This is a genomic window from Paracoccus kondratievae (genome assembly GCF_009301415.1).
GTDB classification, from domain to species: Bacteria; Pseudomonadota; Alphaproteobacteria; order Rhodobacterales; family Rhodobacteraceae; genus Paracoccus; species Paracoccus kondratievae.
In genome coordinates, this window is the sequence record NZ_CP045072.1 from 1,151,758 (window position 1) to 1,177,099 (window position 25,342).

Consider the following 25,342-nt stretch of genomic DNA (forward strand, 5'->3'; position numbering starts at 1 on the left):
ATCACCCGGAATGCCCTGCCCGGACAAAGGTTCGGGCAGGGGCTTGTTTCAGATCAGAACAGCACGGCCTCGTCGCCAAACCACTTCTTGATCATTTCATTGAGCGATCCGTCCTCTTTCATCGAGGAAATGGCGGCGTCGAATTTCTCGCGCAGCTCGGTGTCGGATTTGCGCAGCGCCATGCCGATACCTTCGCCCAGCGGGATATCGTCCTTGCCGGTGACCCAGACGATTGCCCCGCCCGATTCCTCGACCACCGGGACGAGGAAGTCCTTGTCGGCAAAGACGGCCTCGGCCTCACCATTGCGGACCGCACCCACAGCTTCGTCAGGGGTTGCGAATTCCAGAAGCTCGGCCCCCGATTCAGCGACGTATTGTGCCTGAATGGTGCTGGTCTGGGCCGCGACGACGCCTTGCGTCACATCCACATCAGCCGCAGGCGCGGCATAGGCCGATGCAGTCGGCGGGATGTAGTTCTGCGAAAAGGCGACGGACTGGCGGCGCTCTTCGGTGATGCTCATCCCGGCCATGATCGCGTCATAGTTCGAGCTGTTCAGGTTGGGAATGATCGAATCCCAGTCATTCTTGACCCAGGTGCATTCCAGCTGGGCGCGTTTGCACAGCTCATTGCCCAGCTCGACCTCGAAACCGTCGACCTCGCCCTGATCGTTGACGAGGTTGTAGGGAGGATAGGCGCCCTCGGTCGCAATGCGCACCGTCTGTGCCAGACCCATGCCCGCGGTCAGCGCAAGGGCTGCGGCAGCAAGCATCAAGTTCTTCATCCTTCACTCTCCTGTTGGTGTTTTCATTCGGCCATTGTTGCACTCAGGAACTGCCGCAGCCGTTCAGAGCGGGGTGCGCCGAACAACTGGTCAGGGGGGCCTTCTTCCTCGATCCGGCCTTGATGGAGAAAGACGACGTGATCGCTGACATCTGCCGCCAGACGCATGTCATGGGTGACAAGCAGCATGGTGCGATGTTCGGCGGCAAGGTCCTTGATGACGCGCACCACCTCTTGCTGCAACTCGGGGTCCAGTGCGCTGGTCGGCTCATCCAATAGCAACGCCTTGGGCTCCATGCACAGGGCACGCGCTATGGCCGCGCGCTGCTGCTGTCCGCCCGAAAGCTGCGCGGGCCAGGCGTCAGCCTTGTCGCCGATACCAACCTTGGCCAGCAGTTCACGCGCGCGGGCCTCGACCTGGCGGGGATCGCGTTTAAGCACATGCACCGGGGCCTCCGTGACGTTTTGCAGGATCGTCATGTGGGACCAGAGGTTGAATTGCTGAAACACCATCGACAGATTGGTGCGCAGCCGCGTCACCTGTGCCCGGTCGGCAGGGGCACGCGCAAGACCGGTACCGCGCCAACGCACGGCCTCGCCCTCAAACAGGATCTCGCCTTGCTGGCTGTCTTCAAGCAAGTTGCAGCAGCGCAGAAGCGTCGATTTGCCCGACCCGGACGAGCCGATCAGGCTGACGACATGGCCGCGCGGTGCGGCAAGGCTGACGCCGCGGATAACCTGCAGTGGGCCGTAAGACTTGTGCAGGTCCCGGATCTGGATCACCGGCGCGTCAGAGCTGCGAGAGAGCCCCGCGGCCGGGGGCGTAGCGGCTGTCATACTGATCGGTTCTGTTTGGCTCATGCAGATATGAGGCGATATTTGCCACTCGATTGCAACGCTTTCCTCGCTGGCTTTCCGGTCAGGTCGCAGGCTTGAGAGCGGGGGCAGGAGCAGTGGTTTTTCACGAATCCACCTGACCCAGATCGTCCAGAGCCTGATTCCTGGCCAGAGCAGAGTCGCGGTCGTTCACGCCCAACAGCCCGGCGACCAGCCGCACCAACGCCTCTTCTTCGGGGTCGCGCTGGCCGTCGGCATAGGCAACCTCCCACAGTGCGGCGATGATCTTTTGCCGGTCCTGCAACTCGACACGTTCCTTGATCGTACGGGTAAAGCGTACCGTATCAGGGGCTTCGGCCTCGATCATCTCGGCTGCGGCGCGCTTTTCGGCGGCCTCGATCCGGGTCAGGCCACGGCGGCGCGCCAGCACCTGGTCGATGCGCTGCTGCTCGACAACACCATAATGATCGTCGGCGCGTGCCAGCCGCACCAAAAGCGAGGCGACCGCGACTTCGGCATCCTGCCCGTTCAGGCGCGTTTGGTCGGTACTGTCGGCGAAAAGCCGGGTCAGAAGATTGCGAAACATGGGCGGATATTATGACATTTTCACGCCGCAACAATATGCAGCGCGAAATTTGTCAGGCAGATTTTTCGCCCTGAGAGGATCTGGCCCCGGAAAACGCGTAAGCAGTCAGCCGTCAGGCTGCGCCCTGCGCCCCCTGACCTCAGCTAGTAACGTTGCGGCACATAGAGTTCCGGCGGCAGCACCTCGCGCTCGTAATCGGGATTAAAGACCCGATCAGGCAGGGAGATCTCTTCATGCGGGACGTCGCCATAGGGAATCATGCTGAGCAGATGAGCCATACAGTTCAGCCGCGCCCGCTTTTTGTCATTGCCGGGGACAATGTACCAGGGCGCTTCGGGGATGTTCGTGCGCTCGAACATATCTTCCTTGGCCTTGGTGTAGTCCTCCCACCTGACGCGTGCCTGCAGGTCCATGGGCGACAGTTTCCACTGTTTCAGCGGGTCATGAATGCGCATCAGAAAGCGCATCTGCTGTTCCTCATCCGTGATCGAAAACCAGTATTTCACCAGCCGGATGCCCGAGCGAACCAACATCCGCTCAAACTCCGGGACGTCGCGAAAGAACTGTTCGACCTGATCTTCGGTCGTAAAGCCCATCACCCGCTCGACCCCGGCGCGGTTGTACCAGCTGCGGTCAAAAAGCACGATCTCGCCGCCCGCCGGCAGGTGGGGAACGTAGCGCTGGAAATACCATTGGGTCTTTTCACGGTCCGAAGGCGCGGGCAGGGCGACCACACGCGCCACACGTGGGTTAAGCCGCTGGGTAATGCGCTTGATTGCCCCGCCCTTACCTGCGCTGTCGCGGCCTTCGAAAATGACCACGACCTTTTCCTTGTTGTATGATACCCAGTCCTGCAACCGGATCAGTTCAGCCTGCAAACGCAGCAACTCGCGGAAATAATCCGCGCGCGGCATCGCATCGGGATGGGCGGCGCGATAGATCCGGGACAACTCTTGCGACAGGGTCGCATCCTCAAGCTCGATCTCGATATCCTCATCCAGAGTGTCCTGAAGTTCGGCCTCGAGCCAGTCTTTGGGCGTTGCGTCCCGCATCGGTGATCTCCTGCTGCTCTGCGGCGGTCTAGCTGGACAATGTGACAATCCCGTGTCGGTTCCTAGAACAGCCCGGCGCAGGCCCGGATGATGCCAAATGCGATGCCGCCGCCGCTGGATCCGGCAACTGTGCCACACCAGCGACCGTCATTGGAAAAAAGGCTTTTGCTGCCTTTGGGGCGGTAGGCGACGCGCTTGCCGGTGACAGTGAATAGATTCAGCGTTCCCGCACCGTTCGGAGCGTAATACCCAACGACCGAACCGTCACCGGTAAAGATTACCCGCTTTTCATTGGCCGGGTTCTGCGGAGAATTGGCATAGCTGGATGAGCTGTTGGCCGAACTGGCCGCCGAATTCGCCGCCGCATTGGGCGAATTCGAGGTTTTTGCCGGAGAGTTCTGAGGCGCGCCGGGTCCCAGATCAAAGGGCAGGCTGGTCTGATCAATCAGAAACAACGGTGCATCCGCAAAGGCGGGTGTGGCAGAAAGTGCGATCAGGGTCAAAAGTGCGCGCATGTCGGGACCATTCCTGTGATCCCGACATTATGGCGACAGGCGGAGGATCAGACCAGCCGCTCGTTCTCCATCGCGGCGCGAACGAAGCCCGCAAAAAGCGGCGCAGGCTCGAAAGGTTTCGACTTCAGCTCGGGGTGCGACTGGACGCCGATGAACCACGGATGGTCGGCATATTCGACCACCTCGGGCAGCCGCCCGTCGGGGGACATGCCGGAAAAGCTGAGACCGGCTTGCTCAAGCTTTTCACGATATTTGGCATCGACCTCATAGCGGTGACGGTGGCGGTCCTCGATCTCCAGCGCACCGCCATAAACCTTGGAAATCTTCGAGCCGGGCGACAGCACCGCCGTATAGGCGCCAAGCCGCATGGTGCCGCCTTTGTCGTCGGTCAGCTTGCGCTGGACGGTGTAATTGCCCTGCACCCATTCCTTGAGGTGATAGACCACCGGGGTAAAACGCGTCTCGCCAGCCTCATGGTCAAATTCCTCGGAACCCGCGTCGGGCATGTCGGCAAGGTTGCGCGCCGCCTCGATCACGGCCATCTGCATACCAAGACAGATGCCCAGATAGGGCACTTTCTTTTCACGGGCATATTTCGCTGCGGCAATCATGCCCTCGGTGCCGCGCTCGCCAAAACCGCCGGGAACGATGATTCCGTTGTAGCCGTCCAGAAGATGGGCGCCTTCGCCTTCAAGCTTTTCGCTGTCCACCCAATCAGCGCGGACGCGGACACGATTGGCCATTCCGCCATGGGTCAGCGCCTCGGCGATGGATTTATACGCGTCCTCAAGCTGGGTGTATTTGCCGACCACGGCGACCCGAACCTCGCCCTCGGCATTTTCCAGCCGATCCATCACATCCTCCCAACGTGTCAGATCGGGGCGAGGGGCAGGGCTGATCTGAAAGGCGTCAAGCACCGCCTGATCGAGACCGGCACGATGGTAGGCCAGCGGGGCCTCATAGATCGACTTCAGGTCATAGGCCGGGATCACGGCGTCAGGCCGTACATTGCAGAACAGTGCGATCTTGGCGCGTTCCTTTTCCGGGATGGGCTGCTCACTGCGGCAGACCAGGACATCCGGGGCAATCCCGATCGAGCGTAGCTCTTTCACCGAATGCTGGGTCGGTTTGGTTTTCAGCTCACCACTGGCGGCCAGATAGGGCATCAGCGTCAGATGCATAAAGATTGACTGCCCGCGCGGACGTTCCTGCGAAAACTGCCGGATCGCCTCAAAGAAGGGCAAGCCTTCGATATCGCCGACCGTGCCGCCGATCTCGCAGAGCATGAAATCGACCTCTTCCTCGCCAATCGCAAGAAAGTCTTTTATTTCATTCGTGACGTGGGGAATGACCTGAATGGTTTTACCCAGATAGGCGCCGCGCCGCTCTTTCTCCAGAACGTTGGAATAGATCCTGCCGGCCGAGACCGAGTCGGTCTTACGCGCCGACACGCCGGTAAATCGCTCATAATGCCCAAGGTCGAGATCGGTTTCCGCCCCGTCATCGGTGACAAAAACCTCACCATGTTCAAAGGGGCTCATGGTGCCGGGATCGACGTTCAGATAGGGGTCAAGCTTGCGCAGACGCACAGTGTAGCCCCGCGCCTGCAAAAGCGCCCCCAGCGCCGCCGATGCCAGCCCCTTGCCGAGCGAAGAAACCACACCGCCGGTGATGAAGATGTATCGCGCCATCGAGGCCCCCGTGAATTATCAATAGCAGATTGCGGCCCGAATCTAGCGGGTATCACGGGACTAAAGTCATATCTGATTTATCCCGTGGCCGCAACGGACCGCAAGTTATGGTAAGGGGCAGCCGAGGCGGCCCCAAGTTATGGTATCAGTTATTGCCTGTATTCTGGGCAGCCGGTTCCTGCGCCGCCGGAGCCGCTTCGCCAGCCTCAGCAGGCGCCTGCGGGGCAGGGGTCTGGGCTGCCGGCGCGGGCGGCGTCACCGGTTGGCCAGCGCCCGGAACAACGGGCTGGCCCGCACCCGGGGGCGGCGTATAGCCGCCGATTCCGGGCAGTTCGCCTGCCGGCGCAGTTTCGGCCCCGCCAAGATCCAGCTGATCCACGATCGAGCCGCTCGACGCATTTTTTGCAGCGATCAGGGTCAGGGTCATCGAGGTGATGATAAAGCCGATAGCAAAAATCCAGGTCAGTCGCGACAGCGCGTTGGCGGCCTGACGACCGGTCATCACGCCGCCGCCACCCCCGCCAATGCCAAGGCCGCCGCCCTCGGACCGTTGCAACAGCACCACTCCGATCAGCAGGACGGCAAGGATCAGATGCACGGTAAGGACGACGTTTTCCACCACGGGGCCTTTCATTCAGCGACGCGCCTATCTAGTCACCTGGGCACGGGTTGGCAAGCGGGGGGAACCATGGGCGCGCTGATGATCCAGGGAACCGGGTCGAATGTGGGAAAATCGCTGCTGGTGGCGGGGCTGTGCCGCGCGGCTTTGCGGCGCGGGATCAGTGTTGCACCCTTCAAGCCCCAGAACATGTCGAACAACGCTGCCGTCACCCCTGATGGCGGAGAAATCGGCCGCGCACAGGCCTTACAGGCGCGGGCAGCCGGGCTTGCCCCTTCGGTCCACATGAACCCGGTCCTGCTGAAACCCGAGACTGACCGCGCTGCGCAGGTGGTGGTGCAGGGTCACGCCATGACCCGCGCCGCCGCCGCCGATTACGGCGCCCTGAAACAGCAACTGATGAATGCGGTTCTGGACAGCTTTTCCTGCCTGCGCAGCGCCCATGATCTGGTGCTGGTAGAAGGCGCCGGCAGTCCGGCCGAGGTCAACCTGCGTGCCCGGGATATCGCCAATATGGGCTTTGCCCGTGCTGCCGGCGTGCCTGTGGTTCTGGCCGGAGACATCGACCGCGGCGGCGTCATTGCCCAGATCATCGGCACTCAGGCGGTGATTGATCCTGAGGATGCGGCGATGATCCGCGGCTTTATCATTAACCGTTTTCGCGGGGATCCGTCGCTGTTTGACGAAGGCCGCCACTTTATCACTGAGCGCACGGGTTGGCCCGATCTTGGGCTTGTCCCCTGGTTTGCCGATGCCGCGCGCCTGCCCGCCGAGGACGCAGTGGATCTGCGTCGCGCCTCGGGGGCAGGGGGGCTGCATATCGCCTGTCCGATGCTGTCGCGTATCGCGAATTTCGACGATCTCGACCCGCTCACGGCCGAGCCGGGGGTGCGGTTGACCATGGTCCCGCCCGGTCAGGCCTTGCCGGGCGACGCTGATGTGGTGATCCTGCCTGGGACGAAATCGACGCGCGGCGATCTGGATTTCCTGCGCCAGCAAGGCTGGGATATCGACCTTGCCGCGCATCTGCGGCGTGGGGGGCGGGTGCTGGGGATATGCGGCGGCTATCAGATGCTTGGCCGCCGGATCCACGACCCTGATGGCTATGACGGCAGCCCCGGCAGCACCCAGGGGCTGGGACATCTGGACGTCGAGACGCGTATGGCCCCGGAAAAGCGCCTGACCCGCAGCCGGGGGACCGCACTAGGCGCGCCTGTTGAAGGGTATGAAATCCACATGGGCCGAACCGAGGGACCGGATTGCGCCCGCCCCTTTGCCCATATTCCCGGCCCGGATGGGGCAGGCAGCCCCTGCGGCAGGGTCGCGGGTACCTATCTGCACGGGCTTTTTACCGGCGACGCCTTTCGTGCGGCATGGCTGGCGCAATTTGACGCAGTCTCGGCCCTGAATTACGGTGCCGGAGTCGATGACGTGCTCGACCGGCTGGCCGAGCACCTTGAGGCGCATCTGGATATCGACCGCCTGCTATCGTTTGCGCGTTAGAGGAGGCCGGTCAGAATACGCTCGGCCTCAGCCTTGCAGGGGGTAAGGCGGGCGCGATCCTCTCCGGGGAAGAAGCGAGCGCGAACGGCGGTCGGCATCGGTGCTGGTTCGGCAATGACGACACGAGGACCAAGCGTCTGATTCTCAAGCTGCCAGCTGCGAGCCAGCGCGATCTGCGCGGCCTTGGTCGCACCATAGCTGCCAAAGAATTTCTGCCCGGCGTATTTGTCGTCAAAGAACAGTGCCGTGCCCTTACGCACGCGCAAAAGCGGCTCGATCAAACCGATCAGCCCGCGTGTCGTGACAAGGTTCAGATCCACGGATTTCTGAAAATCCTTGCCGTCGATATGGCCCGCCGGGGACAGCGGCGCGGCGTGGATCGCAGTATGTGCCCAGAGATTTAGTCCGCCCCAACGCTCTGTCACTGCCTTGGCCATCTGTACCATGGCCTCGGGCTGACCAATATCCATGGGAGCCAGCGTGGCCGAACCGCCAGCCTTGCGGATACGGTCGTCCAGTTCTTCCAGCGCACCAGTCGTGCGGGCAACAGCCAGGATATGCCAGCCGCGAGCGGCAAGGGCTTCGGCCAAAGCGGCACCAAGGCCGCGCGAGGCGCCGGTGATCAGCGCGATTTTGTCATGCTCGGTCATGGCTGCCGATTTGGCACCGGCTGCGGACGGGTGCAAGCCCCGGCATTCTGGCTGCGTCATTCTGGCCGCGCTTCCTGCTGCAATCGCGCCAGTGCCGACTGGCAGATACCCAGATCAAGCCATTGGCAACCCGAACAGATTCTCGCAAGATCCCGGGGTTGCAGACTGTCGACCGCGCGACCCTGTGCCTCGGCCCAGGTCATGCGCTGGCCGGGCCGGATACCAAGTGCCGCTGCATGGCGGCGGTCGAGCCTGCGAATGCGCTCATCGCCAAGGCAGCCCATGCCACGCCGCGAAGGGCAGGGCGCGCAGATCGAATCTGCCATTCCGGTGATCAATACAGGCGTCTGCGGATCAGCGCGCAGCCGGTCGCGCACAATGCTGTCCATATTGGCGGTGAACTCGGGCGAATAGCCGCTGCCCTGCCAGCCGATCGCACAAAGTACGTGATGGGGACGCAGCAGAACGGCCCCGGATGTGCTCCGGGGCCGTTTCGTATCTTTCTGCGTTTTGCCGCTCAGCGGGCGTCCAGCGGCTTGTAGTCGCGGCGCGGAGCACCGACGTAAAGCTGGCGCGGACGGCCGATCTTGTTCTGCGGATCGGCAATCATCTCTTTCCACTGCGAGATCCAGCCGACAGTCCGCGACAGCGCAAAGATCGGGGTGAACATCGAAGTCGGGAAGCCAATAGCTTCGAGGATGATGCCCGAGTAGAAATCGACGTTCGGATAAAGCTTCTTGGCGACGAAATATTCGTCCTCAAGCGCGATCCGCTCAAGCTCTTTGGCAACCTGGAGGGTCGGGTTGTTGTGGATACCAAGCAGGTCCAGAACCTCGTCAGCCGATTCCTTCATTACCTTGGCCCGCGGGTCAAAGTTCTTATAGACCCGGTGACCAAAGCCCATCAGGCGGAACGGATCGTTCTTATCCTTGGCGCGGGCAAGGAATTCGGGGATCCGGTCGACAGTGCCGATCTGGCGCAGCATCTCAAGGCAGGCCTGGTTGGCGCCGCCATGTGCCGGCCCCCAGAGGCAAGCGATGCCTGCGGCGATACAGGCAAAGGGGTTCGCGCCCGAAGAGCCAGCCAGACGCACGGTCGAGGTCGAGGCGTTCTGTTCGTGATCCGCATGCAGGGTAAAGATGCGGTCCATAGCGCGCGCCAGCGCCGGATCGACCTGATAGGGCTCGGCCGGGACCGAGAAGCACATGTGCAGGAAGTTGCTGGCGTAATCCAGCTCATTGCGCGGATAGACGAAGGGCTGGCCCAGCGAATATTTATAGGCCATCGCAGCGATGGTCGGAACCTTGGCAATCAGCCGGATCGAGGCGATCTCGCGCTGGACCGGGTCATTGATGTCGATCGAGTCGTGATAGAAGGCCGACATGGCCCCAACCACGCCCACCATGGTCGCCATCGGGTGGCTGTCGCGGCGGAAACCGCGGAAGAAATAGTGCATCTGTTCATGCACCATGGTGTGGCGGGTCACCCGGGTTTCAAAGTCAACGAGCTGGTCGCGGTTCGGCAGTTCACCGTAAAGCAGCAGGTAGCAGACTTCCAGGTAATGCGAATGCTCGGCCAGCTGCTCGATCGGATAGCCGCGATACCAAAGCTCACCCTTGTCGCCGTCGATATAGGTGATGGTCGAATCACAAGACGCAGTCGAGGTGAACCCGGGGTCATAGGTAAAGACGCCCGCTTCGCCATAGAGTTTGCGAATGTCGATGACGTCCGGCCCGGCGGTCGGGGAAAGGACTGCGAGATCGAAATCCTTGCCTCCCAGTTGCAGTTTCGCGGTTTTTCCTTCAGCCATTCCCAGTTCCTTTCACCTGTCGCCAGCCCACGGGCCGGGTGATGGGAGCGGGCCTTAGCCCGCCTGATCCTGCAGCCGGGCCAGCGTCTCTTCGCGGCCAAGTGCTAACATCATATCGAACACGCTGGGGGTTGAACTGCGGCCAGCGAGCGCCGCACGAAGCGGTGCCGCGATCTTGCCCAATCCCAGCCCGTGCGACTCGCCGATTTGCTTGGCTGCCGCTTCGAGTTCGTCACGGCTCCAGCTAGCATTCTGCACTGCGGCAGTCAATTCACTCAGTATACCACGGGATACAGAATCCAGCGCCGATGCGGCCTTTTCTTCGATCTCGACCGGACGATCGATCAGGGCGAAATGGGCCTGATCAAGCAGCGCGGGCAGGGTTTTTGCCTTGGCTTTCAATGCCTCAAGCGCCGGACGGATACGCGAAATCTGGCGCTCTTCCAACGGCGCAGCCCCAGTAGCTGCGAGGAAGGTCGCAATTTCGGCCAAAATATCATCGTCGCTCATCCGCGCGATATGCCAGCCGCTGACATGCTCAAGTTTCTTGAAGTCCAGCCGGGCAGGAGCCTTGCCAATCCCGTTGAGGTCGAACCATGCCTTGGCCTGCTCATCATCGAAAAGCTCGTCGTCGCCATGGCTCCAGCCAAGACGGGCAAGGTAATTGCGCATCGCCGCCGCTGGATAACCCATAGCCGCATATTCATGCAGACCGACCGCTCCGTGACGCTTGGACAATTTCTTGCCGTCAGGTCCATGGATCAGCGGAATATGGGCGAACACCGGGATCTGCCAGCCCATGCCCTGATAGATCTGAATCTGCCGCGCAGCATTTGTCAGGTGATCATCGCCGCGGATAACATGGGTGACACCCATGTCATGGTCATCGACCACCACCGCCAGCATATAGGTGGGCGTCCCGTCCGAGCGCAGCAGGACCATGTCATCCAGCTGTTCATTGGCAAAGGTCACGTCGCCTTGCACAGCGTCATGAACCACAGTTTCTCCGCTGCGAGGCGCCTTTAGCCGAATGACATAGGGCTCATCAGGATGGGTCGCCGGATCCGCATCGCGCCAAGGCGAAAGAAACAGCGTCGAACGCCCTTCGGCCTTGGCTGCTTCGCGGAACTGCTCGATCTCTTCGACAGTCGAGAAACATTTATAGGCCGTCCCGTTTTCCAGCATTGCGCGGGCGACCTCAGCATGGCGTTCACGGCAGGCGAACTGGCTGGTCGGCTCACCATCCCAGTCCAGCCCCAGCCAGCGCAGACCTTCCAAGATCGCCTCAGTCGCCTCGGGTGTTGACCGCGCACGGTCGGTATCCTCGATCCGCAGCAGAAATTTCCCGCCCCGGCCACGGGCATAAAGCCAGTTGAAAAGTGCCGTTCGCGCGCCGCCGATATGCAGATAGCCGGTCGGAGAGGGGGCAAAGCGGGTCACAACAGGGGAGGAATCAATCATGCGAGGTCCGGTCGATCCAGAAAACAGGGATACTGGCTGCGTCGATTAACTCTTCTGAAAGAGTCGGCATGCCAATCTTGCCGTCACAGATACGCAAGTGATGCGACAAGGACAAGTTTTGGTGACGGAATCGGTAAAAACCTCCCTGATTGGCCTGCCGGTGGTCCGTAGGGAGCGGCTGGCATCGCAGAGCGCGGTACCAAGGCCTCCGGTCACGTTGCGTGCCGGGCTGCTACCCTGGATACCCTTTTGGCTGGCGCTTGGTATCGGCGGCTGGTTTCTGCTGCGCGATGAGCCCGGCCGCAGGTTCTACGCAGCGCTGGTGCTAATCGGGGGGATGAGCCTGCTTTTATCGCTTGCAGCGCCCAGATTGGCGGAAACAGGGCGCATCGGCTGGCCATGGGCCGACCGTTTGCGGCTTGTCGGGCTGGCGCTGTGCCTTATCACGCTAGGCGCCGGGCTGGCCGGGGGCAGGGCGCATATGGTCGCGGCTCCGGTGCTGGGGTTTCGTTATTATGGACCGGTAGAAGGTCGGGTAATCGGCATTGATCGCTCTTCCAGCGACCGCATCCGGCTGCTGCTTGACCGGGTAAGGCTGCATAAGGTGCCGCCAACCCGGACTCCGGAACGGGTGCGGGTCTCCCTGCATGATTACGAGACTTTGCCTGTGCCCGGGCAGCAGGTGATGCTGACCGCGCATCTTGCCCCGCCCGCAGGCCCGACTGAGCCTGGCGCTTTCGACTTTCGCCGCCTCGCCTGGTTCGAGCGGCTAGGGGCTGTTGGTTACGCCCGCACGCCGGTGCTGACCGTAGCACCTCCGGCTGGGGACGGGTTGCTCAGCATGCATCGGCTGCGGATGAACCTCGCGGAATCCATGCGCCAGAAAATCGGCGGACAGGCCGGAGCAGTAGCAGCGGCGTTGATGACTGGCGACCGCTCGGGAATCGCCGAGCAGACCAATCAGATCATGCGCGATTCGAACCTGTACCACATCATCTCGATCTCAGGCCTGCATATGAGTATGCTCGCGGGGTTCGTCTATGCCGGTCTTCGGCTTGTCGGCACCGCAATACAGGGTGCAACAGGGCTTCGGCCCGGCCCACTGCACAAGCTTGCCGCAGCCGGCGCGCTTACCGCAGCCGGGGTGTATCTTTGGCTGTCAGGTGGCGGTGTTGCGACCGAGCGCTCTTTCATCATGGTCGCGGTAATGCTGCTCGCGATCATTGCAGACAGGCGTGCGGTTTCTTTGCGCACCGTTGCAGTCGCAGCGACTATAGTTCTGGTGGTGAAACCCGAGGCACTGACTGACCCCGGTTTTCAGATGAGTTTTGCCGCCACAGTCGCACTGATCCTTGTACATGAGCCGTGGCTGAAAGTTTCACCACACCTGACTTGGTGGACAAGGCCAATCCTGATGCTTGTCGTCTCATCGCTGGTAGCAAGTCTCGCCACCGCACCGATTGCTGCTGCCCATTTCGGCCGAATGACCCAGTACGGATTGCTTGCAAATATGCTTGTTGTGCCGGTCGTTGGAGTACTGGTCATGCCCGGTGGTGCCATGGCGGCTCTGCTCGCACCTATCGGACTGGCGCAGCCAGCACTGTGGTTGATGGGTGTCGGTACAAGTTGGATGCTGATGATCGCTCAATGGATCGCTGACTTGCGTGGAGCAGTGATGCTGATCCCGGCGGCACCAAACTCGGTCCTGCCGGTCATGGCCATAGGTGCAGTGTTGGTGACACTTGGTCCCATGGGAGGATACCACCGCGCAGCGCTATTCTCCCGACGCCTGGCCGGGGCAGTCTTGATGGTAGGTGCGATCATTCTATGGCTGACAGACAGGCGCCCCGATATTCTTATTTCGGCTCAAGGCGATGCGGTCGCAATTATGACGCCTGCTGGACGTGTGCCTTCAAAACCAACTGGTGGTAGTTTTGCTGTCCGCAATTGGCTGGAGGCTGACGGTGATCCTGCAGATCAAGTTCAGGCCGCAGCCCATCAGCTTTGGCGCGGCGAAGCATCAAACCGCGTAGCCAAGCTAACTCAGAGTGCAAACCCACTGCTTATCCGCCATTTGACGAAAAGTTCTGCTGAGCAGAATTCTGGTACGTTCTGCCAGAATCAGGAAATTGTTGTGATTACCGGAAGACTATCAGACGGGAAGACGTCCAAAGAAGGGTGCCTGATCGTAGATACTGACTATCTGCGCATCCATGGCGCTACAGCAATATATCTCCACCAGAACAGATTAGAGGTTATTTCCACTGAAACATCCCCCCAAAAACGATTCTGGAGCAGTAGCTCCTCTTAAATGAATAAAGCACGGTACTGAGAAAATGCACGGATTAATAAATCGCTGCATCGAAGCTTTCATCTGCAGTAACTACGATAGAGATATTTGGAGTCAGGTCGTGACCAAGGTCGGGATAAAAGCCGACAGTTTTCTTACCTGGAACGAAGTCTCGGACAATATTACATATTCAATAGTGATCACATCCGCCAAAATACTTGAAAAATCGGTAAACGAGTTTCTAGAGGATATGGGATCGTGGCTGACCCGGCAGGAAAAGATCCGTCGCCTGCTACGATTCAGCGGGTCAAGCTTTGAAGAATTTACAGAGTCTTTAGGAGAGCTACCCGATCGCATTCGGCTGATCATCCCCAGTCTTGAGGTTCCCGATCTGGAAACAGAATTACTTGCAACCAAACTTTATCAGATCACCACCAGTAAGAGAGAACCTGGCCTGCTACGAGTGATAGCTGGTATTTTGCGAGGAATGGCCGATGATTATGGCACCCTTGCTATTATCACAGTAAAACGTGACCGCATTAAGGTCGCTGTGGCAATTTCCAATTATGTCGGAAAGCGGCACTTTGCACTCTCACCGCTACATGGAGACACGTGATGAGTTTGGAAATCAACTCAGGAGATCTCGGGAAACTTATGCCCATGCATCTCGCAGTAGACCCGGAGGGCAGGGTTTACTCATGTGGAAAAATTCTAGCAAAAATTCTGGGAAATGTATCAAAAATTGATGAAATGTTTTTGTTCCCAGATGAATTTGGTGTGAAATATTTCCTGAGTCAGATATTTTCAGGAAACCCATCCGCAGAAAGATTTCTTCTGCGCATTAATGGCGACCTCCCCCTTCCCCTAAGGGGACAAAGTATAAAAATATCACAAAATATTTCTATTATAAACTTGGGATTTGGCGTACATCTCTCATCTGCAGTTCAAGAATATAATTTAACCAGCACAGATTTCTCTCCTTCAGATCTTGCCATGGAGTTCCTGTTTCTTCACGAAGCAAATTTAGCAGCTTTATCAGAGCTCGCTCGGGCAAACACATACCTGGAAGCAGCGCGGAATCAGGCGCAAATTCTCTCTATTACCGACCCGTTAACTGGCCTCCTGAACAGACGAGGATTCGACTCTGAGTTCTCTGCGGCTTTTGAGAGAAGAAAAATCCACCCCTTTGCCCTCCTTCACCTTGATCTCGACAGATTCAAAGAAGTCAATGATCTACTAGGTCACTCGGCCGGCGATAGAATTTTAATAGAGGTTTCCACTATCCTTACCGAAGAGGTCAGGGCAGATGATAAAGTTTTCCGGGTTGGTGGAGATGAATTCCTTCTTTTAATATTCACCACAGAACCCCACTCAGAAATACAGAAAATATCCAAGCGGATTATCACAAAAATTGAGACGATAAAATTACCGTCCGTTCTACGAAAAGTTTCAGCCAGCATCGGAATAGCCATCCCGGACGATCGGCAAGGAAATTGCCGCGAGAAATTACTCGAATTTTCCGATAAAGCTCTTTACAAAGCCAAATCTTACGGACAGGGGAAATTTATTATCTGGAAGGAGGCGGTGGTCTTGTGAGCTTGACGCCCGCTTTTTGCGGCCGCTAGAATCAGGGCTCACAACCACTATATGACGTTTGTGGCCAGGGCGCAGGCGGAGAGGGACAGGATCGGGCATCGGTCGTATCGGGTTTCGATGCGTCGCCAGTCCTTGAGGCGTGCGAACATGTTCTCGATCCGGTGGTGCAGGCGGTAGAGTCCGGTGTCATGCGGGATCGAGGTTTTCCGGCCGGTGCGGGAGGGGATGCACGGCGAAATACCCGTCTCGATCCCGGTCTTCTGCGCTTCGGCAGCCTGTTCGGTCATGATCGTGGCGAACCGCCCATCCGGTTCCACCGCTTCCAGCGGTTGCAGAGCGTCTTCGGCGGGTCATAGGCTGCAGGCGCGTCCTTTCACATCAACCCATTGCGCAGGATGAAGATTATCCCGCTCAACACCCGCAGGTCATCGGCCTGCCCGGGACTTCGGAAAGAGCGGCCGCAGTTGCTCAATCTGCGCGTCTGTCAGCCGGTAAAGCTCGCTCATGATCCCTCTCCAAGTCGGGAGTTTGAAGCATCCCGCCCGCCAGCATTCAAGAATATAGGTCCCAACTCAAGGAATTGTCTGCAAGTTGGCGTGATAAGGATGTGTCCAGCCCAGTTTGCCGCTCTGTTCGAGGGCTTCGACTGGCAGCTTGCCTGCCCTGGACGCGTTATAGCTGTGGTAGAATGTTTCGACAGCTGCGCGTGCTGGCCACGCAGCGCCCCAAATATGCCTTGTTTGTCCGGGATCGCCATTCGGGCTCGTGCCCCGAGCGCATATCATCACCGTCTCCAAAATCTACCACAACGCTCGCCCAACACGCAATTGCGAGGGCTGTTCACCGCTAAAGATCGCGACCGCGAGCTTTCAACGTAACCTGCTTCGACCAGATGATTTTCGATGAAACCGTCGCTCAGGCTGTGTGGCACTTTCCGCTGCGCAGGCAAACCATCTAAGAGTGATGTGCACAACGACCATGAGGGGATAGCCTGTGGACTTCGCCGTTCCTCCGATATCAAACTAGGGGTTAGCGGCAGATCGTCAGCAAGCTACATCTTGCGATGTGTTTCATTGCAGGATGCCCCATTACTAGTGATCGCAGATGGGGCGGAGAACCGCACAGCTATCATAGTGGATCAAACGTACCAGCACAGTTTAATTACATAATTCGCGTTATCAGCTATCGAACAGCCGAAGTATTGATCATCCGGCCACCTCGCGCAGCTGTGTGGTGACCGGATAACCACAAATATAACGCCGGTGTTTTGATGGGGAGCGTGCTGACATATTGCAACGGCGCCCAAAGGGACCAGCATGAACGCCGGTATCACTGCCCCGATATCTTAGCTGCCCATATTGCGAAGCGCCCAGAGTGCGAGCAAAGGCTCATCCTCCGATCGCATGGCATGAATCGCATTCGGCGGCACGTAGAAGCTGCCACCGATCCCCGGCTGAAACCAGTTCCGTCCCGGTTTGCGGAAACTGCCCGGCGAGAGTACCAGATAAGTTTCCTCGGGCATATGCTGATGGTCGGGATAACGCGTACCTGGGGCAAGCAGGCTTAAGCCCAGCCAGATGTCACGCCGCTCTTCAATACCACCGGGACCAAGCAGCATTGCATTGGCATGATTTTCCGCAAACCCGGGGCTGGCGGTGGCGTCTCCTGTTCGTCTTCGCCAGCAGAGCAACGGCGCAAGGCGCCTCACCGCTTGCAAAAGACTGGTGAGATCCCGATCCTCGATCTGCCGGTTCAACGCCTCAGCAAGCCAAATATCCACCACAGGAAGCCTAAGGGGGGCTGCACCCCCCTGCCCCTCGGATCGGCTCGCCTCGGCAATAGCTTCCAGCGAGGCAGGCGAGTTGCCGTCATGGGCACGCGCCTGCATGGCCGGAAGTGCGATATCGAGGAAGTCTTGCAGAACTTGAGGTCTGGGCATCTCGCATTGCCTCCTCATTGGGGGTGCTGTTCGTATTTACAGATCCTTGACCAGCCTGAGCGCGTCATAGATCGCGGCATGGGTATTCCTCGCAGAGACCGCGTCGCCGATACGGAACAAGCGGAAACGACCCTCGGGATTCTTGTGAACCGCTTGAAGGCGACCCGATGTCAGCGCGTCATAATCCACCTCACCCAGGTTTGCGGATAGCGGCTTCAGCGCAAAATACAGCTCATCCAGCGGCCTGGTGCCGTGGTTAACGACGACCTGATCGACCATCCTGTCACGGGTAAAATCGCCATAGTCGCTGCCCAGCCGCGCCCGCAGCATATTTCCATCGCGCGTCACCGATTGCAGTCGCCAAGTCACGGTAAAGGTAGTGTCCCGTTTTTGCAGGTTACGCATATAAGGTACGAGGTTCATTGCCATGACCTCGGGTGAAAAGCTGCGATCCGGGGTGACAATCTCGACCCTCGCTCCGGTGGCCGAGATCAGATCAGCCGCCTGCAGGGCAGAATGATCGCCTGCATCGTCAAAGATCAGTACATTCCGGCCCGGCTTTACATCACCCGACAGGATGTCCCATGCCGAGCAGACAAGGTCGTTGCCTTGCCCCAGCACATCGGTATGAGGCAGGCCGCCAGTAGCGATGATGACTTCGTCAGGGGTGGTCGTCAACACATCCTCGGCCTCGGCATAGGTGTTGAAGCGGAAGGTGACGCCCCGCTTTTCGCACTGCGCCATGCGCCAGGCGACGATTGAGATCATCTCGCGCCGACGCTCATCCAGCGCGGTCAGGCGGATCTGGCCCCCAGGTTCATCTGCGGCCTCAAAGACGGTGACTTCATGGCCCCGCTCGGCAGCAACGCGAGCAGCCTCGAGTCCGGCAGGACCAGCGCCCACGATGGTGACACGCTTTCTGGCTGTAGCAGCCGGAATTACATGCGGCATGGTCTCTTCACGACCAGTAGCTGCGTTGTGCAGGCAGAACGCCAGCCCGCCCTGATAAATGCGGTCAAGGCAATAGTTCGCACCAACGCAGGGGCGGATATCATCCTCGCGCCCCTCGATCACCTTGCGGACCAGATGGGGGTCGGCCATATGCGCCCGCGTCATGCCAACCATATCCAGCAGTCCCGAGGCGATGGCATGGCGCGCTGTCGGTACATCCGGGATCTTGGCTGCGTGGAAGGTCGGAAAATCGGTGGCCTTGCGGATCTGCCCCGCGAATTCCAGATGCGGGGCGTTGCGCATCCCCTGCACCGGGATCACATCTGTAAGGCCCGGATCAGTGTCGATGTGACCCCGCACCACGTTCAGGAAATCAACAAGCCCGCTGTTCCTGAGCATCTGCGACACCTGCAGCCCCTCGCCAGCGGTCATGCCGCCCGGCTGCATCTGATCACCGGTATAACGCAGACCGACGATAAACTCGGGTCCGCAACGGTCGCGGATCGCTTGCAGGACCTCAAGCGTAAAGCGCAGCCGGTTTTCCAGAGAACCACCATAGGGCGGGTCAAGGTCATTGGTCAGCGGCGACCAGAATTGTTCAAGCAGATGGCCATAGGCCTCAAGTTCGATACCGTCGACACCCGCCGCCTTCATACGCTCGGCTGCATCAGCAAAGTCGCGGATGATGCGGGTGATGTCCCAGTCCTCGATCCGCTTGGGAAAGGCGCGATGGGCCGCCTCACGCTCATGGCTGGGCGCGACCACCGGCAGCCAGTCCGCCTTGTCCCAGCGTGTGCGGCGTCCCAGATGGGTCAGTTGGATCATCACCGCCGCGCCATGATCGTGACATTCATCGACCAGGCGCTTCATCCAGCCCACAACCTCATCCTTCCAGGCAAGGATGTTGTTAAAGACCGGCGGGCTGTCGCGCGATACTGCTGCCGAACCCGCAGTCATTGTCAGCGCCACACCCGCCTTAGCACGTTCGACATGATAGGCACGGTAGCGGTCTTTTGGCATGCCGTCCTCGGGATAGGCCGGCTCGTGGCTGGTGATCATGATCCGGTTGCGAAGCGTCAGATGCTTCAGCTGAAAGGGCTGCAAAAGAGGATCGTTCGACATGGCTCTGCCTGTGGAGGTGGATTCGTCCCCATAAGCAAGGCGAGAAATGTTCATATGTGTCAATAAAAAATTCACGCATGATCCTAAAGTATGCACCTATGAACAATCGGGTTGAGCCGAATCGTGCAGCGGGCTATGCAGGCAGGCATGGAAAACCTTGTTGCTCCTGAAACGGGCTGGCGTGGGTCACGCGAAGGCTGGCTAGAGGCTGGCTATCGGGCGCTGATCGACAGCGGCATTGACGCGGTTAAAATCCTGCCTCTCGCCCGGCAACTGAACCTGTCGCGTACCAGCTTCTACTGGTTCTTCGAGGATCGAGAGGCGCTGCTGACCGCGCTTATCGAAGGGTGGGAGGCGCGGACCACCCGGCCCTTTATCGCTGCGACCCAGGAATATGCCGAGACGCAGACCGAGGCGATGTTGAATCTTTTGGCCTGCTTTCTGCTGGACGCCTTTGATTCCCGACTGGAATTCGCAGTGCGCAGCTGGGCCCTGCAGGATCGTAAGGTGGCGGCGCGGATCGAGGCTGCGGATGAGGCACGGCTTAGTGCCTTGCGTGACATGCTGACCACGTGGGGACACAACCCGGCACTTGCCGATGTGCGGGCGCGCACGATCTATCTGACCCAGATCGGCTATATTTCGATGCGTGCGCAAGAGGATATCGAGACACGGCTGACACGCATCCCGGCCTATGTTGAAATCTATACTGGCGAGGCCCCGGCCCCGCGTGAAATCGCCCGCTTCAACGCCCGTTTCGTCCCGTTCCGGCGACCGCCACCATGATCGGGACGGCGAGGGAATGCGGACCCCCTGCCCCGGAATGTGCATACGGGAATGACGATATCGTTGCAGGATGTGACGCAATCGTTGCATTCCCATGCCCGCGAAGCGGACAGGATAAAACTCAGGCGGCTCTTGATCGTCCGGAAAACCCTTTCACGGCTGGCATCATCTTGTCCGATCTTGCCCCTTCCGACCTAAAACCTCTGGCCCGACGTGCCCCGGCCCCGCCGCTGGTGACCGGGTCGGCCTTCCTTATCAGAATTGCCACGGCGGCGACATGCCGGCCGCGGCGCAAGCCGGCAGGAATATCCTCCTGACCCAAATCAGGCGCCCCGCCTTCGGCGACGGGCCGGGCAGCCGTAACCAATGTCGCTACAGGGGAAAGAACCATGAAAAAATCCATTCGTTTCGGCACAGCCCTTGCCCTGCCGCTGATGGCGATGGCCGGGGCTGCCTCGGCCGACTGTGGCAGCCTTTCGATCGCCAGCATGAACTGGCAAAGCGCCGAGGTTCTGGCCGAGCTCGACCGCTTTATCCTGAACGAAGGTTATGGCTGCAATGCCGAGATCGTTGCCGGCGACACCGTGCCCTCGATCACCTCGCTGGTCGAAAAGGGCAAGCCCGAGGTCGTTCCCGAATCCTGGGTGGACCTCATGCCCGAGATCGTCGATGCCGGCTTGAAAGAGGAAAAGATCGTCTCGCTTGGCCGCTCGCTGTCTGATGGCGGCCAGCAGGGCTGGTTCATTCCGCGCTATATGCTGGACGAGCATCCGAACCTGAACAAGATCGAGGAAATCCTCGCCCATCCCGAACTGTTCCCGGCCCCCGAGGATGCCTCGAAAGGCGCGGTGTACAACGGTCCGCAAGGCTGGGGCGGCACTGTCGTCACCACCCAGCTTGCCAAGGCGCTGGATATCGAAAGCCACGGTTTCACGCTGGTTGATACCGGCTCTGCTGCCGGGCTCGATGGCTCGATCGCGCGTGCCTATGAACGCAAAGAGCCGTGGCTCGGCTTCTACTGGGAGCCGACCTCGCTGCTGGGCAAATACGACATGGTCGCAGTCGATTTCGGCATGGAGCACGACCCCGAAGAGTGGAAGCGCTGCACCTCGATTCCTGACTGTCAGGATCCCAAACCGAACGCCTTTCCGGTCGATAACGTCTTTACGCTGGTCTCCAAACAATTCGCTGATGAGGCAGATCCCGCAGTCATCGACTATCTGTCCAAACGCAGCTGGACGAATGAGACTGTGAACAAGCTGATGGCGTGGATGACCGACAACCAGGCCACGGGTGAGGATGGGGCGCGCGAATTCCTGCGCAATAACGAGGCGATGTGGACCCCCTGGGTCACGCCCGAGGCGGCGGAACGCATCAAGGCCGCGCTGTAAGCGCAGCGCCTTTTCCGGGCGGGCGCCGATGCTGCCCGCCCTTCCCTTTCCGATCCAGCGCGGACGAGATCACCATGACATGGTCAACCTCATTTCCCCAGCTCGACGATAGCTATCTTCGTGACCTCAAGAAGGTCATCGATGAGGCATTTCGCAATTTCACCCGCAGTTACGGCGACATGATCGAGGGCTTTTTCAGCCCGCTGCAAACTTTGCTGATCTGGTCCGAACGGCTGCTGACCGGCACCCCCTGGCCGATCATCCTGCTTGTGGTCGCAGGCCTTGCCTGGGGCGCAAGCCGCAGCTGGCGCGTTGTCGTTGGCTCGATCCTGACCCTCGTGCTGATCGGCCTGTTCGGCATGTGGGAGGATACGATGAAAACCGTGTCGATGGTCCTTGCCGCGACGGTTCTTTCGATCATCATCGGCCTGCCACTTGGCATTTTCATGGCTCGTTCTGACCGTTTTCGCGCGGTGCTGAACCCGGTGCTTGACGTGATGCAGACCATGCCAAGCTTTGTCTACCTGATCCCGGTCGTCATGCTTTTGGGTATCGGCAAGGTTCCGGGGCTGATCGCGGTCGTGATCTATGCCCTGCCCCCGATGATCCGCCTGACCAACCTTGGCATACGGCAGGTCGACCCCGAGGTGCTTGAGGCAGCCGATGCCTTTGGTTCCTCGGCCTGGCAAAAGCTCGTCAAAGCCGAGCTGCCGCTCGCATTGCCGACGATTATGGCAGGGATCAACCAGACCATCATGATGGCGCTCGCCATGGTGGTGATTGCCTCAATGATCGGGGTGCAGGGGCTGGGCCAGCCGGTGCTGCGTGCCATCAATAACCAATATTTCACCCTGGGCGTGTTCAACGGTTTCGCCATCGTCGGCATCGCCATTCTGTTCGACCGCATCAGCCAGGCCTGGGGCAAGCGGCTGCAAAAACATCGTGAGGCAAGCCATGGCTGATCCGATCGGTATCGAGATCCGCAATCTTTACAAGATCTTTGGCCCGACGCCGGCCGCCTATGTGGACGCCGTCCGCGCGGGGATGACCAAGGCGGAACTACAGGCAAATCACGGCCATGTGCTGGGCCTGCGCGACATCAATATCTCGATCACGCCGGGCAGCATTCAGGTGATCATGGGCCTGTCCGGCTCGGGCAAATCAACACTGATCCGCCATATCAACCGGCTGATCGACCCGACCACCGGAGAGATCGAGATCGAGGGCCGCAATGTCGTCGACATGTCTCAGGACGAGCTGCGCGAATTCCGCCGCCACAAAACGGCGATGGTGTTCCAGAAATTTGCGCTGCTGCCCCATCGCACCGTGCTAGACAACGCCGCCTACGGGCTTGAAGTACAGGGCATTCCCGAGGCCGAGCGTTACCGCACTGCCATGCGCTGGATTGAGCGGGTCGGCCTGAAGGGCTTTGAAAAGAACTATCCAAGCCAGCTTTCGGGCGGTATGCAACAGCGCGTTGGCCTGGCCCGGGCACTGGCCAATGACGCACCGATCCTGCTGATGGATGAGGCTTACTCGGCCCTCGACCCCCTGATCCGCTATGACATGCAAACCGTGCTGCTGGATCTGCAACAAGAGGTGCGAAAGACCATCGTCTTTATCACCCATGACCTTGATGAGGCGCTACGTATCGGTGACCGGATCGCGCTTTTGCGTGACGGCCTGGTGATCCAGCAAGGCTCGGCACAGGATATCGTGCTGCGTCCGGCCGATGATTACGTCGCGAATTTCGTGCAGCATGTCGATCGTGGCAAGGTACTCAAGGTGTCTTCAATCATGTCACCTGCCCAGGAAGGTACCGGGGACGCGCCCCGCATCGACGCCAACGCCTCGCTGGCCGAGGCGCTTCGTCAGATGGCCGAGGCACGGGTCCAGACACTGCTTGTCACCGCCGGGGATGGGCGCGATGTCGGCACTATCCAGTTCGACAATGCCATCAACGCCTATGCCGGCGGGACAAAGCCGGCGGCATGAGGACCGGCATCATCGGCGCGACAGGCTGGCTTGGCTCTGCGCTGGGCGCGGGCCTCTTGTCGCGCGGCATTTCCCGGCCTGACGAGTTAGTCTTGCTAAACCGCAGCGGCCCAAGACCAGACTATCACGGGTATGAGAACGTCATCTGGGTGGCGAATGCCGCCGATCTGGTCGCGCAAAGCGAAGTGGTGGTTGTTTCGGTCAGGCCCGAGGACTGGGCGGCGCTGGAGCTAAAAGCGGATGGACGGCTCATCATCTCGTTCATGGCCGGGATCGACGCCCGTACCCTGTCGCGTTGCAGGGGGCGGATCGTTCGTGCCATGCCCAACGCTGCGGCCGAGATCGGCGCGTCCTACTCCCCCTTCTGGGCCGCCGAAGGGGTAAGCGAGGCCGACAGGGCCACGGTCCGGCGCGTACTGTCAGCCATAGGCACCACGGACGAGCTTGAGACCGAAGCTCAGATTGACCTCATGACCGCCCTGCCCGGCTCAGGTGCGGCCTATCCGGCAATGATGGCGGTTGCGATGGCCGGGTTCATGCGGGCACAGGGTGTATCTGATGTCATCGCCTGGCGCGCCGCCGAGGCGGCTGTTGTCGGCGGCGCGCGGCTGCTTGAAGGTCGGATGACCGAGGCACCGGAGCTGCTCGCCGCCTATCGTGGCTATCGTGGCACCACCGCTGCCGGGATCGAGGCCGCCGAAGCTGCCGGGTTTGCCAAGGCCGTAACCGTTGCGTTGGCGGCGGCTACCGACAAGGCAAGACGCATGACCATTGACGCGGGTGATCAGGTCTGACCACCCCTGCCGCCTATCCCTGCGTCAGCCAATCTGCAAAAAGCCGCGCGCGTTTTGAGGCGCGCGGGCTAAGCCGCAGGGAAAAGGCCAAGGGCGAAGGGATGCTTTCCGGGACCAGACAGGTCAGCCGCCCGGCTTGAAGGGCACGCGGCATCAAACCTTCCCACCCCATCACCGCGCCGACATCATCCTCGGCCGCCTGCAGCGCAATCATATGGTTGGTGACAAACAGGCCTCGACCCGTCGGAGGCGGATGGCCAAGCGCCCGGAACCAATCGCTCCAATTCGTCCAGCCGTTATTGTCATCGTTCATATGGATCAAAGGGGCGCGCAGCAGGTCTTCAACCCGGCTGATTGCATGCTCTTTGGCAAAGCGTGGCGTGCCATAGGCGCGGATCTGGTCGCGGAATATCTCGCGCCATTCGCCACTGCCATCGCCCGTCGCAGCATAGCCGATGCTGAGGTCGTGGCGGCTTGTCGTAGCGGCCACATCACTGATGATCTGCGAGACAGTGATTTCGGGGTGGATTTTCCAGAATGCGGTAATCTTTGGCGTCAGCCACAGCGCGCTGACGGCGGTGGTGGCGCGAATGGTCACGTCGGCGGTATCCGGCCGATCACGCAGCTGACTGACGGTGTCCGAGATTGTCTCAAAGCCGCGTTGCAGCGCGACCAGCAGGAATGCCCCCTTTTCCGTCAGTTCGACCCCGCGATGGCGGCGCAAGAACAGCGCGCAGCCCAGATCCTGCTCAAGCGCCTTGATCTGATGGCTGATCGCGGCAGGGGTCACGTTCATCTCTTGTGCGGCAGCCTTGAAGCCAAGGTTGCGGGCTGCCGCCTCAAAACAGATCAGCGCCGTCATTGAGGCAAAGTCATAGGGGCTGGGCACGGCGGTCCTTCAATTTAGATGAACTAATCCAGGATGAAAATTTATGCCGTTGTCAAGCAGGCTTCTTCTGACGGATTACCGGAT

The 25,342-nt window shown here is 59.8% G+C and carries 23 protein-coding genes and 1 pseudogene; 9 read left to right on the forward strand and 15 right to left on the reverse strand.

Features of this window, described 5'->3' with window-relative positions; all coding sequences use genetic code 11:
• Positions 1-53 precede the first annotated feature (53 nt).
• The 7 genes from F8A10_RS05810 to secG form a co-directional block, all read right to left on the reverse strand.
• Complete coding sequence (locus tag F8A10_RS05810; RefSeq protein ID WP_010395031.1) at positions 54-782, reverse strand: transporter substrate-binding domain-containing protein; 729 nt, start codon at positions 780-782, stop codon at positions 54-56.
• Positions 783-805: 23 nt separating this feature from the next.
• Complete coding sequence (locus F8A10_RS05815) at positions 806-1,618, reverse strand: ABC transporter ATP-binding protein (RefSeq protein WP_010395033.1); 813 nt, start codon at positions 1,616-1,618, stop codon at positions 806-808.
• Between the two features lie 124 nt (positions 1,619-1,742).
• Positions 1,743-2,204, reverse strand: a complete 462-nt coding sequence (locus F8A10_RS05820) for a tellurite resistance TerB family protein (RefSeq protein WP_010395035.1) — start codon at positions 2,202-2,204, stop codon at positions 1,743-1,745.
• A 143-nt stretch (positions 2,205-2,347) separates the two neighbouring features.
• The gene (gene ppk2 / locus F8A10_RS05825) at positions 2,348-3,256 is read right to left on the reverse strand and encodes a polyphosphate kinase 2 (RefSeq protein ID WP_152366890.1); all 909 of its coding nucleotides are present in this window, start codon (positions 3,254-3,256) and stop codon (positions 2,348-2,350) included.
• 62 nt (positions 3,257-3,318) lie between these two features.
• Entirely contained in the window at positions 3,319-3,771 is a 453-nt protein-coding gene (locus F8A10_RS05830) for a hypothetical protein (protein ID WP_152366891.1), read from the reverse strand.
• Positions 3,772-3,818: 47 nt separating this feature from the next.
• A complete protein-coding gene (locus F8A10_RS05835; protein WP_010395039.1) occupies positions 3,819-5,462 on the reverse strand; it encodes a CTP synthase in 1,644 nt (547 codons plus the stop codon).
• Between the two features lie 145 nt (positions 5,463-5,607).
• Entirely contained in the window at positions 5,608-6,081 is a 474-nt protein-coding gene (gene secG, locus F8A10_RS05840; protein ID WP_176224558.1) for a preprotein translocase subunit SecG, read from the reverse strand.
• A 69-nt stretch (positions 6,082-6,150) separates the two neighbouring features.
• On the opposite strand from secG, the gene F8A10_RS05845 reads away from it, so the two are divergent.
• Positions 6,151-7,584: a cobyric acid synthase gene (locus tag F8A10_RS05845; RefSeq protein WP_152366892.1), complete on the forward strand. Its 1,434-nt coding sequence runs from the start codon at positions 6,151-6,153 to the stop codon at positions 7,582-7,584.
• On the opposite strand, the gene F8A10_RS05850 is transcribed toward F8A10_RS05845, so the two are convergent.
• From F8A10_RS05850 to gltX, 4 genes are all read right to left on the reverse strand, one after another.
• On the reverse strand, positions 7,581-8,234 hold the full coding sequence (locus F8A10_RS05850) for an SDR family NAD(P)-dependent oxidoreductase (protein WP_152366893.1): 654 nt from the start codon (positions 8,232-8,234) through the stop codon (positions 7,581-7,583). The genes F8A10_RS05845 and F8A10_RS05850 overlap by 4 nt on opposite strands.
• 56 nt (positions 8,235-8,290) lie before the next feature.
• Positions 8,291-8,623 carry a DUF1284 domain-containing protein gene (locus F8A10_RS21660; protein ID WP_010395044.1) on the reverse strand — a complete coding sequence of 111 codons (333 nt, stop codon included), beginning with the start codon at positions 8,621-8,623 and terminating at the stop codon, positions 8,291-8,293.
• Between the two features lie 128 nt (positions 8,624-8,751).
• A complete protein-coding gene (gene gltA, locus F8A10_RS05860) occupies positions 8,752-10,044 on the reverse strand; it encodes a citrate synthase (protein WP_010395045.1) in 1,293 nt (430 codons plus the stop codon).
• Positions 10,045-10,098: 54 nt separating this feature from the next.
• Positions 10,099-11,505 carry a glutamate--tRNA ligase gene (gltX, locus tag F8A10_RS05865; protein ID WP_085502548.1) on the reverse strand — a complete coding sequence of 469 codons (1,407 nt, stop codon included), beginning with the start codon at positions 11,503-11,505 and terminating at the stop codon, positions 10,099-10,101.
• A gap of 121 nt (positions 11,506-11,626) precedes the next feature.
• Between gltX and F8A10_RS05870 the strand changes: the two genes are divergently transcribed.
• Genes F8A10_RS05870 through F8A10_RS05880 form a run of 3 tightly spaced genes read left to right on the forward strand, consistent with a single transcriptional unit; the run spans position 11,627 to position 15,391 of the window.
• Positions 11,627-13,816, forward strand: coding sequence for a ComEC/Rec2 family competence protein (locus F8A10_RS05870; protein ID WP_227493340.1), 2,190 nt, complete (start codon positions 11,627-11,629; stop codon positions 13,814-13,816).
• A gap of 25 nt (positions 13,817-13,841) precedes the next feature.
• A complete protein-coding gene (locus tag F8A10_RS05875; protein ID WP_152366895.1) occupies positions 13,842-14,411 on the forward strand; it encodes a heme NO-binding domain-containing protein in 570 nt (189 codons plus the stop codon).
• A complete protein-coding gene (locus F8A10_RS05880; RefSeq protein WP_152366896.1) occupies positions 14,411-15,391 on the forward strand; it encodes a GGDEF domain-containing protein in 981 nt (326 codons plus the stop codon). The genes F8A10_RS05875 and F8A10_RS05880 overlap by 1 nt, the downstream gene beginning before the upstream one ends.
• 47 nt (positions 15,392-15,438) lie before the next feature.
• Here F8A10_RS05880 and F8A10_RS05885 read toward each other — a convergent pair.
• The 3 genes and pseudogenes from F8A10_RS05885 to hpbA all read right to left on the reverse strand — a co-directional run bounded on the left by F8A10_RS05885 (position 15,439) and on the right by hpbA (position 19,403).
• A pseudogene (locus tag F8A10_RS05885) lies at positions 15,439-15,897 on the reverse strand (transposase).
• 839 nt (positions 15,898-16,736) lie between these two features.
• Positions 16,737-17,330, reverse strand: coding sequence for a dimethylsulfonioproprionate lyase family protein (locus tag F8A10_RS05890; RefSeq protein WP_152366897.1), 594 nt, complete (start codon positions 17,328-17,330; stop codon positions 16,737-16,739).
• 36 nt (positions 17,331-17,366) lie between these two features.
• A complete protein-coding gene (gene hpbA / locus F8A10_RS05895) occupies positions 17,367-19,403 on the reverse strand; it encodes an N-methyl-L-proline N-demethylase HpbA (RefSeq protein WP_152366898.1) in 2,037 nt (678 codons plus the stop codon).
• 147 nt (positions 19,404-19,550) lie between these two features.
• Here hpbA and F8A10_RS05900 point away from each other — a divergent pair, with 147 nt between their 5' ends.
• The 5 genes from F8A10_RS05900 to F8A10_RS05920 all read left to right on the forward strand — a co-directional run bounded on the left by F8A10_RS05900 (position 19,551) and on the right by F8A10_RS05920 (position 24,369).
• Positions 19,551-20,189, forward strand: coding sequence for a TetR/AcrR family transcriptional regulator (locus F8A10_RS05900; RefSeq protein WP_029372056.1), 639 nt, complete (start codon positions 19,551-19,553; stop codon positions 20,187-20,189).
• A 389-nt stretch (positions 20,190-20,578) separates the two neighbouring features.
• Entirely contained in the window at positions 20,579-21,580 is a 1,002-nt protein-coding gene (locus tag F8A10_RS05905; RefSeq protein WP_085502970.1) for an ABC transporter substrate-binding protein, read from the forward strand.
• Positions 21,581-21,654: 74 nt separating this feature from the next.
• Positions 21,655-22,542 (forward strand): ABC transporter permease, encoded by an 888-nt coding sequence (locus F8A10_RS05910; protein ID WP_010396360.1) that lies wholly within the window; start codon positions 21,655-21,657, stop codon positions 22,540-22,542.
• Positions 22,535-23,575 carry a quaternary amine ABC transporter ATP-binding protein gene (locus tag F8A10_RS05915; protein ID WP_085502967.1) on the forward strand — a complete coding sequence of 347 codons (1,041 nt, stop codon included), beginning with the start codon at positions 22,535-22,537 and terminating at the stop codon, positions 23,573-23,575. The genes F8A10_RS05910 and F8A10_RS05915 overlap by 8 nt, the downstream gene beginning before the upstream one ends.
• On the forward strand, positions 23,572-24,369 hold the full coding sequence (locus F8A10_RS05920) for a pyrroline-5-carboxylate reductase family protein (RefSeq protein WP_152366899.1): 798 nt from the start codon (positions 23,572-23,574) through the stop codon (positions 24,367-24,369). The genes F8A10_RS05915 and F8A10_RS05920 overlap by 4 nt, the downstream gene beginning before the upstream one ends.
• Before the next feature lie 13 nt (positions 24,370-24,382).
• On the opposite strand, the gene F8A10_RS05925 is transcribed toward F8A10_RS05920, so the two are convergent.
• Complete coding sequence (locus tag F8A10_RS05925; RefSeq protein WP_193668083.1) at positions 24,383-25,258, reverse strand: LysR family transcriptional regulator; 876 nt, start codon at positions 25,256-25,258, stop codon at positions 24,383-24,385.
• Positions 25,259-25,342: the final 84 nt, after the last annotated feature.